The 9,247-nt window shown below is 57.8% G+C and carries 8 protein-coding genes; all 8 read right to left on the reverse strand.

Annotated elements, in window-relative coordinates; translation table 11 throughout:
- Positions 1–52: 52 nt before the first annotated feature.
- Positions 53–1,171 (reverse strand): metallophosphoesterase family protein, encoded by a 1,119-nt coding sequence (locus tag ACGKZZ_RS16855; RefSeq protein WP_411224684.1) that lies wholly within the window; start codon positions 1,169–1,171, stop codon positions 53–55.
- A 502-nt stretch (positions 1,172–1,673) separates the two neighbouring features.
- On the reverse strand, positions 1,674–2,225 hold the full coding sequence (locus ACGKZZ_RS16860) for a TIR domain-containing protein (RefSeq protein ID WP_411224685.1): 552 nt from the start codon (positions 2,223–2,225) through the stop codon (positions 1,674–1,676).
- A 78-nt stretch (positions 2,226–2,303) separates the two neighbouring features.
- The gene (locus ACGKZZ_RS16865; RefSeq protein ID WP_411224686.1) at positions 2,304–3,053 is read right to left on the reverse strand and encodes a macro domain-containing protein; all 750 of its coding nucleotides are present in this window, start codon (positions 3,051–3,053) and stop codon (positions 2,304–2,306) included.
- A gap of 49 nt (positions 3,054–3,102) precedes the next feature.
- Positions 3,103–4,256, reverse strand: a protein-coding gene (locus tag ACGKZZ_RS16870) for an IS3 family transposase (RefSeq protein ID WP_411224687.1) whose coding sequence is annotated in 2 segments (ribosomal slippage) — positions 3,103–3,978 and positions 3,981–4,256 — 1,152 coding nt in all. Because the reading frame shifts where the segments join, the coding sequence is not laid out codon by codon here.
- Between the two features lie 554 nt (positions 4,257–4,810).
- Positions 4,811–5,677: a hypothetical protein gene (locus ACGKZZ_RS16875; protein ID WP_411224688.1), complete on the reverse strand. Its 867-nt coding sequence runs from the start codon at positions 5,675–5,677 to the stop codon at positions 4,811–4,813.
- Positions 5,678–5,856: 179 nt separating this feature from the next.
- A complete protein-coding gene (locus ACGKZZ_RS16880; RefSeq protein WP_411224689.1) occupies positions 5,857–6,687 on the reverse strand; it encodes a DUF3883 domain-containing protein in 831 nt (276 codons plus the stop codon).
- A gap of 523 nt (positions 6,688–7,210) precedes the next feature.
- The gene (locus ACGKZZ_RS16885; protein WP_411224690.1) at positions 7,211–7,474 is read right to left on the reverse strand and encodes a winged helix-turn-helix transcriptional regulator; all 264 of its coding nucleotides are present in this window, start codon (positions 7,472–7,474) and stop codon (positions 7,211–7,213) included.
- Positions 7,474–9,093 carry a SulP family inorganic anion transporter gene (locus ACGKZZ_RS16890; protein ID WP_411224691.1) on the reverse strand — a complete coding sequence of 540 codons (1,620 nt, stop codon included), beginning with the start codon at positions 9,091–9,093 and terminating at the stop codon, positions 7,474–7,476. The genes ACGKZZ_RS16885 and ACGKZZ_RS16890 overlap by 1 nt, the downstream gene beginning before the upstream one ends.
- Positions 9,094–9,247 lie beyond the last annotated feature (154 nt).

Here is a 9,247-nt window from a genome sequence, read left to right on the forward strand (position 1 = left end):
GTCGAGGAAGCTTCTGAACAGAAATATCAGGGGGGTCACTTTTGGACGCCGATTACCCCAATACAGGGGTCAATCTTGCATGCCGGTTCACAGCGATGGCACGATCATCCTCCGACAGTGCCGCGTCTTCAGCCTCAGTCATCAGCTGCTCCGCGGCGAGGCGCATGGCACCGGCATGGTCGATCTCGTCCAGGTCGGCGACACTGTGCAGAGTGCCGAGGCCGTCCGCATCCAGTTCGAGATAGGCGAACTCGGGCGCGTGCCGCTCCGCAGTGCTGTGGAGGGCCGCATGTCTTGAGAGGGAGGCCCAACCGGAGGCGCGGACCTTGAGCAGCGTGTTGCGGCGATCGTGAGAGGGCAGGAGGGCTTCGAGCGCTTCTGTGGCGTCTTCGCCATCATGAAGTGCAAGGTCCGTGTCCTGCCACAGGAAGCTCCCGGTCTCGATCTCGGTGACTTCGGGTTCTGTTCCACGCCCCGAAAGGGTAACGGCAAGGCAGCGACCGCGCATGCCGTGCTTGAACTGATCTTGCTCCGGCGACCCCGAATACTGTGTCCGTGCCGAGACCTTCAGGCGCCCGTGCCAGTCGCCAAGGGCCAGGTAATCCAGACCTGCGGTTTGGTCGCGGTCCGGCGGGATGTGATCGCCCCGGTCCGAGAAGTCCACGACACCACCATGGGCAAGGCCGATACGGATCGTGCCCTCCGGTGTTTCCATGCGTGGCAGAGCTTCGGTCAGGTCGCGCCCTGCGGCACGCACCGGCACCGGGCAAGGCAGAAGGGCGACACCCTGGGCGAGGTCGATGGGGGCTCCATCAAGCGCCGCGCGAACGTTGTCCGGCGCAATACGGCTGATCTCGTCCCAGATGGGTTCCGCGTTGCGCATGTTGTCGTGGTTGCCTGGCAGGAGCCACCATGTGACCTCACTCTCGTCCCGCATCGCTGCAAGCGCCTGGCGCAGCACCTGGGGTGATGGGGTTGCAGTGTCGAAGGTGTCACCTGCCAGCAAGACATGCGCAGCGCCATGCGCGCGGGCCGCAGCGGCGAGGCGTTGGATCTTGTCGAAGCGCGCTTCCATGAGCCGCCCTCGCAGGTTGCCATCCTGCGGTTCGGGAAGGCTGAGAAAGCGACGACCGAGATGCAGGTCGCTGGAATGGATGAAGCGAAAACTCATAGTAGAGACCAAGGCGTTGATGGCGGCAGTCAAGGTGTGCAACCGCACGTTTTTGTGGGGCGGGGTAAGGTGGACGCATCCTCACCCATGTGGCGGCGTGCTCACGGGAATTCTGGTTTGATCGCATGACATGACACAATCATTTCACGTTAGGGTAGCGCAGACAATCCGTCCTTGCGGAATACGTGTTTTTCGCTCCTTCAGTGTTTTTTTATTCGTCAATGCTGCGGCTTAGAACCCAAGCAGCAATGCTTGGCGCAACCGGTCGTCGTCTCAGTGCGCGGCATGCTGTAAGCGCCACGATAGGCCGACTTTAACCAACCCGTGGTGGCATGGTGTCCGGATGGGGCTGTTTGCGGTCGTTCTCCGCAGTTGTGAGATGATCAATCTGGCTGGTGGGAAGCCGCGCTTCCAAGCAATGGTAGCTCTACTCATAAGGCGGACAGGCTGCATCTTGCAAAACTACTTTCGGGCTAACAAGGAGCGCGGAACAGCCCTGATGTTAAATATAGCCCCATCCCCGATGAGCGGCCTCTGTATAGAATTGCAGTGAGCCGCCAATATCCTCACCGTTGACTGTAAACCTACCAATCGCGTCAAACATCGCATCTCTCTTGAACGGTATATGAATTGCTGCCGCACTTCTATCATTGATCCGTTTAGCAAGAGTGCTTGGCCAGCGGTTGGCCAAAGCCTGCGGCGCTAATATCGAGTTGTAACCAGTATAGGCGACTATCAAGGGTAATTCATACTGATCAACGGCTTTTTCTATCTCCCAAGAAAGAACGCTTCCCCGCTTGCGAGTATCGTCAGATAAGATCACAAGCATATTTTTTGAGGAGGCAAGTCTCTGACGAATACTTGCATGCAAGGTCTCAAGCTTACTTGTGTCTCTGACAGCATTGGCCTTCTCGTGGCTATTTGTAAGCTTGAAATCAGTCGTTTTCAACTTGCTCCAGCCTTGAATAGTAACGTAATATCGGAAATCCGAATCTGCCGGATTAATCTTGCCCAGTCCGTCGAATGCGATGTATGTTCCTGTGCGGTATACCATTTCCTCAGCTCCTACCACGTTTTACAGGCCAAGACATTCCTTCTACCTTGGCATACCGTCCAAAACATTCTGCTTCTGTCATACTCCGTTCCTCAGTGACTTCATTTCCAGCAAATTAACTTGATCGATCTTTTCGTTATGAACCACTATGGTTAGCTTTGCTGGATACTTAAAGCGCATCTCACTTATGCGGAACGTCCAGAGCATAATCTTCAACAGATCTTCATCGCCAATATTCTTATGCCCCTGTAACCGAGTAATTCCCGATCCAAATATTGGAGCTACCACGCTTCTCTGTGCGTATACTTTGTTCACCCTGTCCCAAAAGTTGATTAAAAATTCTAAATACTCGGGCATGGTGAGATTGGCTCGATTGCTATTGTCGAACTTGGACATGGCAGTCAAAATATAATCATCTTTGATAAATATTGTTCCGAGTCTGAACCTGACGTTTTTACCGCGCTCACGAACTACATCACGTTCCAAAATCTCGTATTCTTCAAACGGAAAGATAGATATTTCATTATCTAAATCTGTAACGTCGCTTTCAAGATGTGACTTCAGAAAAACTCCATTCAGGGATCTTTCACTGATGACAACATTGTCCACCTGCGTGTCAAAAAACTCATTGAATGCGATTGCCTTGAGGCCGGGTTCTTCAAATATGTTGCCAGATTTGATCGTAACAGTGGTGCCGTCAATCTTGATAATGACCTTCCGTAGCTTGTTGGCCCACGCCAAAATACCAAGATATAGAAGGCAAAGCGCAACCGCAAAGGCGATGAGGCACTTAACTTGCCAATCTTCAGGGATATCAAGGAAGAGCAAAAGCGTGGAGTGAGCTACTCCCCATCTCTTGGACAGGATCTGGCGTAAATTAAGCTACTCTCTGCTCCTGCTGATCGGGTTGGGTTTCGTCTTTTCTCAGCCAATAGACCACGGCTGGTGGTTTGCCGCCAAGGGCCGAGTGTGGGCGCTTGCGGTTGTAAAACTCGATCCATCTGCCGACGCCAGCCCTGGCCTCTGATCCGGTTTCCCAGGCGTGCAGGTAGACGCATTCGTATTTCATCGACCGCCAAAGCCTTTCGACAAAGATGTTATCCAAGAACCGGCCTTTTCCGTCCATAGAGATGCGCACGCCGGATCGCCGCAACCGGTCTGTCCAAGCAAAGGACGTAAACTGGCTACCTTGGTCAGTGTTCATGATCTCGGGCGGGCCGAACTTGTGGATGGCCTCGTTCAGCGCCTCGACACAAAACTCGGCTTCCAGCGTGTTTGATATGCGCCATGCCAGAACCTTTCGGGTGTGCCAATCCATGATAGCCACCAGATAGAGGAACCCACGTCGCATCGGCAGATATGTGATGTCGGCGGCCCAGACTTGGTTTGGCCGCTCCACGCGCAAGCCACGCAGCAGATAGGGATAGATTTTATGTCCCTTCGCGGGCTTGCTGGTGTTGGGCTTCTGGTAGATCGGCATGAGCCCCATCAAGCGCATCAGGCGGCGTATGCGTTTCTCATTCACCAGATGACCGTCGTTGCGCAGGTGCCATGTCATTTGTCGAACGCCATAGAACGGCGTCTCAAGGAACTGCCTGTCGATCAAACGCATCAGATCGAGGTTCATAGCGCTTTCGCCCTTCGGCTCATAGTAAAATGACGACCGCGAGATCGACAGCAACGCGCATTGCTTGCCGACCGACAGACCTGGTAGGTTCGGCTCAACCATCTTCCGCCTCACTTGCCGGTCCAAGGCTTGAGCTTTCTGGCCAAAAAATCGTTGGCGACAGCCAGCTCCCCGATCTTGGCATGCAGGTCTTTGACCTGATCTTCATCGATCTCCGGCGCTTTCCGACTGCCCCGCTCAAACACTCCCGACGCGCCTTCGAGCAAAGCCCGCTTCCATTGATGGATCATCGTTGGATGCACGCCGAACCGACTGGCCAGTTCGCTGACCGTCTCCTCGCCCTTCAGCGCTTCCAACGCGACCTTGGCCTTGAACTCTGGATGATGTTGCTTTCGTTTAGACATATCTGATCTCCTTCGTGTTGAAGATCAGCAGACAGCAAATCGTAGCTTACGTCAGTGTCCAGTTTTCGGGGGGTAGCTCAAACTTTCAAAAATTGAACGCCTTTTTTCAGTTCCACCGCTACTCTGGCGAACCTACACTTTCTTATCTCGCGGATTCAACCCAGCACCGACCCGTGCTTTGTAATGGGATCTGACCTTCTAAGCGCCGGTCGCGGAGGGCCGCTTGGGGCCGTTCGTGACGGCCCGGGGTGGTCGAGGCGGGAGCGGCCGTTCGTCCCCTGTGCGAGAGGCTCGCGTCAGAGATGGGTGACAGGTCGAGAAGCGAGAATTTCTTCATGATGGCCTCCGTTGGATAGTAGCTAAACATCCGAGCTGTTTCTGCTAAGCTCGCGTTGCGCCACAACGGAACTGCATTCCATCCCTCGGCGCATTAGATCTCTGTTCTTGATGATGTTTTCGCGTCAAGCAACGGCGAGGACCGAAAGCTATCGATGTTCGATGCCGTTCTATGTATCAGCATGAAAAACCTGCCCTTTCGTCCTGATAATAGCCGTCTATGTCCATGCCAGTCCGGGCATTCCTCCACCACATTTTGGGCATTTCCTCTGAAAAATATCAGACCCGTTCGCTCCGTATCTCACACCGCATGTAAGGCATTGAAGAATGTAGATGACCTGGTTGTGGTCGTTTCCTGGTTTGCCTGTGCAGGATAGAACTTCTTGGTTGTTGCGATTGACATAGCCTGGTTGGGTTGTTGTGGGGCTGGATGCTCGCCGTGCGTTTTTTGCAGCTGCTTTTGGCTTTGCCGGAGGCCATTCGGACCCAAGTATCCAGCCCTCGACCATCGCCGTCATTGCAATTGGCTCTGGTCCAGGTGGTGTCAGGGCATTTTCGAGCAATCCCGTTCGATCTGCCTCCTGTAGCCAGCGCGCAACGGAGTAAGCGTCATGCTGATCACGTGTGCGGTCTTCTGCTTGATGCATTCCGCTGCTGAGTCTTGGATACACTTCAACGATAACCGACGTGCCGCTCTGCGGACACCAACCGTCGAAAGGCCAGACGTGCACCTCGGGCAGCGCGGCCCGGATAAGCCGCAACCAGGGCAAGCCAGCGTGGGTAGATTTCGCAACGGATCCCTGCACATCGAAGTGAAAGACCGATTTCGCGGATCCGGTCGCCTCTTCGGTCAGTCGCCGCCATCGCCGCTCTCCGGTTCTCGCGGCACCATTCCCGACAGATCCATCTCGCACGAAGTCGACATAGGTGTGGGGTCGGTCCGTCGGCCAATGAGAACAGAAATCGTCCAGAAAGACCTGCCAGTCCGGCACCAGGTGGTGCCGTTCAAAATAGCGAATGGGGAAAGAGAACGCGTGGTCGATCCCGACAATCGCAGGGACGGTGCCATCCAGCGTGTCGACCAACCATTCTGCCAAGCCACGTCGCGTCCAGTATTTCTTTGGATCGGGTGGGGGTAGGACTTCCTCAGCTGGGTCATCACCGTGTGTTCGGTATACACGAAGGGCCTTCAGGCTGGAGTCGGCTGTCTCAGCACCTGAATAGTCAATGCCGATCGTCCGCCCAAACCTGCGTGAATGAACTGTCATTGGAAACTCGCCTGGAACGCAGTGGCTGTCAGCGACACATGCGCATCCAGAGGCGGGCGCAGTTCAAAGGCCTTGGGTGCACGTGCGAACTCGTAGAGCCGGAACAGGCACCAGGTCTCCCGTCGCTCGTCCGCGACAGCCAGCTCGTTGCGCGAGACGTAGAACGGGGTGCGCTCCCAGCCGTTGGTTGTCTTCACCTCGATAAGGCGGTCCAGGCCGTCAGGTGTGAAGCTGGCAATGTCATACCCTGCGCCGTCGCCGTTTTCTTTAGAGACCCACCGGACCCGATGCGCCAAGTCGTCACGACCGTGTTGCCGTAGTAGATTGCGTTCGTGGTGCAGGACCCGTTCTTCACCAGCGAGGCCCAGGGCACGATTGCGTTCGTCCCGTCCCGCTACATCGAAATGCCGGGCCACGCGCTGCATCTGCTCCAACTCTTCAGGGGGTGGTGTGTTCTTCAGGGTGGGGGCTGTGCCGACATAAAGTGCATCGGGTTCCGCCATGTGTCTCTGTGTTTTCCCATGCAGAGCCAACTCCCAATCCGGATGCTTCGCCAGCCACCTGGATACAGCTTGCGCCAGCGACATCTGGAAATTGAACCGGGGCTGGTATCCGGCGATCACCGGAAGCCCGAACCCGCGGAAGACCGCTGAGACATTGCACAACTTGAACTCGATCGACCCCCGGCTGCGACCGGTCTGGTCTTGCAGCGCCCTGTTCTGAGCGGCCTTGTTGTATGAACGTCCCGACAACTCGTCGCTGAGCAAGGCGAAATAAGACGCGACAACTGCATCGTTTTCCGCCTCTGACCAATCACCTGAATTCATGGCGCCAGGCTAAACCGCAGACTCGGTGTTGTCATTGGGAAATACCCAGCTGCTTGGATGTCGCACGCCGCCGCGTTCCGTCTGATCGCCCTTGTTGCCCGTCCGCAGCATGAGCGTCACGAAACAGGAAATCCGAGGAATGGCTCGACTTCCCCGCGGCGCCGGATCCCGCCCTTGGGCGTTCCCAAACGTTGACACGACCTTTACATGGGCATGCGCAAGGAAAACGTTTCGAAGCTCCCAAGGGGAAGAAACTGCATTTTTGCGACATGCGAGCCAGACGGCAACGAATGGCTGCTTGCCGCCCTTCCTGCGTGAGGATGCGCCAACGCGATCGGCCCAGAGCCGTCATTCAAACGAGGCCTCTCGAATGACCGCCCGTCAGCTCGATGCGGCCATACCCATATCGAAAACCGCGCGAGCCCTGACCTGCGGGATGACCGTATCCCTCGTCCGAGCGCGTAGTGTCGGATATTGCAGAGCAAACCAATGTTCTCAGCCGGGGTGATCTCAGCTTCTGGCCTCATCGACGTCCATCCGTCATCGACGTGCCCGCGCGCTCCCAGATCCGTGTCCACGCGACCCGCTCGGCGGGACGAACCAGTCCGTCGCGCTCCATCCGCCGCAGAAGATGGAGGATACCGCTGTTGCTCATCCCGAGTGCATCCCGCAATTCCGCCTGGGTTCGCGGGCGCTCGAGTGCCTTCAGAACATAGCGCCACCGAGCCTCGGCCGGACCGTTCCGGCGCCGTGCCGGGCGACGTGCTCCCCTGCCAGTTTCGGGCATCAGGCCGCCGCCCGCTGAGTGGCGGCGGCATCGCGCACCTCCGCAACGGCTTCATCGACAGTCGTGGCGTAGTGGACCACCGGGGGCTCCAGGCCGTGGGTGGCGAAGACACGCTGGATCTCCCTGCTTGCCCCCGTGAGCCACAGCGAGACACCCCGCTTCTGCGCCTTGTGGGCCAGCCCCTCGATCATGTTGGCGCCGGTCGAATCGAGGAAGGGCACGGTCGAGAAGTCGACGATCAGCGCCTTGTGGGTGTCCTGGATGCGATCGAGCACGGAGCCGATCGAGGCGGTCGCCCCGAAGAACAGCGCACCGGTGATCCGGTAGATGACGACGTCGGGATTCTGGGCCTGCTCTTCATCGTAGTCGCCGCGCGGGTGAGCGGTGTCGGCCTCATCGCGACCGATAAAGGCACCGTCTGTCACAACACCTGTCGTGCGGCTCATCCGATGAATGAAGAGGACCGACCCGAGTGCGAAGCCGACGACGATGGCCTCGGTCAAATCACGGAAAATAGTCAGAAAGAAGGTGACGCCCAGCACCGTCGCCTCCCCCAATCCCGAGCGGACAAGGATCGCGATGGCCGTTTTCTCGATCATGTTCCAGGCAACGACGGCCAGCACACCAGCCAGCGCGGCCAGCGGGATGTATGAGGCGAGTGGCGCGGCAATCAGCATGAAGAGAAGCAGGAATGCGGCGTGCAGCATGCCAACCACCGGACCGTGCGCGCCGGCCCGGACATTTGTCGCGGTTCGCGCGATCGTGCCGGTCACGCAGAACCCGCCAAAGAGGGACGATCCGATGTTAGCCGCACCCTGTGCCACGAGTTCACAATTCGACCTGTGGCGGCGGCCGGTCATGCCGTCCGCGACGACGGCAGACAGCAACGACTCGATGGCCCCTAGCAAGGTGAAGGAGATTGCGGCCGGCAGGACCGCGAGGATGGTTTCCATCGAGAGCGAAGGCAAACTGGGCGCGGGAATCGTCGACGGGATGCCGCCGAACCTTGTGCCGATGGTCTGCACCGGCAACGAGAGCATGGCGGTCGCAGTGGCGGCGAACCCCACGGCGATTAGCATCCCCGGCCAGTGCGGGCGCCAGCGTCGCAGCACGAGGATCACGGCGACCGTTGCAGCGGAAACGCCGAGCGCGGCTGGCGTCAGGCTCGCTCGTGCGGCCCAAAGAGCCGGGACCTTTTCCAGAAGTTCGCCTGGTTCATTCTCCAGCGCCAGGCCGAACAGGTCTTTGGCTTGACTGGCGAAGATGATCACCGCAATGCCGGCGGTGAACCCGACCGTGACCGGATAGGGGATGAACTTGATGAAGGCGCCAAGCCTCAGGAATCCCGCGGCGGTCATCATCAGCCCCGAGAGGAAGGTGGCGAGGATCAGCCCATCCATTCCGTGCTGCGCCACCGTCGCGGCGACCAGCACGATGAAGGCTCCGGCCGGGCCGCCGATCTGGAAGCGCGATCCACCCAGAAGCGATACGAGGAAACCGCCGACAATGGCCGTGTAGAGTCCCTGCGCCGGCGTCGCTCCAGAGGCTATGGCGATGGCCATCGAGAGCGGCAGCGCAACGATGGCCACCGTCAGTCCGGCAATCGCATCGGCCCGCAACTGCGCCGGGCCATATCCTTCGCGCAGGACGGTGACGAGCTTGGGGGTGAACAGTTCGGAGTGTCAATCGGCATTGAACTTTGACCCCCTATCGGCGTCCAATATTGACCCCTTTGTGCTGAGCAGGCCCGGCGCTGCGTAGCCCTCACATAGC

This window comes from Marivita sp. S2033, assembly GCF_046592965.1.
Taxonomy (GTDB): Bacteria; Pseudomonadota; Alphaproteobacteria; order Rhodobacterales; family Rhodobacteraceae; genus Marivita.

Excerpts from the sequence above, each read along its gene's own strand:
- ACGKZZ_RS16855 (WP_411224684.1), bottom strand. The coding sequence starts at position 1,171 with ATGAGTTTTCGCTTCATCCATTCCAGCGACCTGCATCTCGGTCGTCGC.
- ACGKZZ_RS16860 (WP_411224685.1), bottom strand. The coding sequence starts at position 2,225 with ATGGTATACCGCACAGGAACATACATCGCATTCGACGGACTGGGCAAG.
- ACGKZZ_RS16880 (WP_411224689.1), bottom strand. The coding sequence starts at position 6,687 with ATGAATTCAGGTGATTGGTCAGAGGCGGAAAACGATGCAGTTGTCGCG.
- ACGKZZ_RS16885 (WP_411224690.1), bottom strand. The coding sequence starts at position 7,474 with ATGCCCGAAACTGGCAGGGGAGCACGTCGCCCGGCACGGCGCCGGAAC.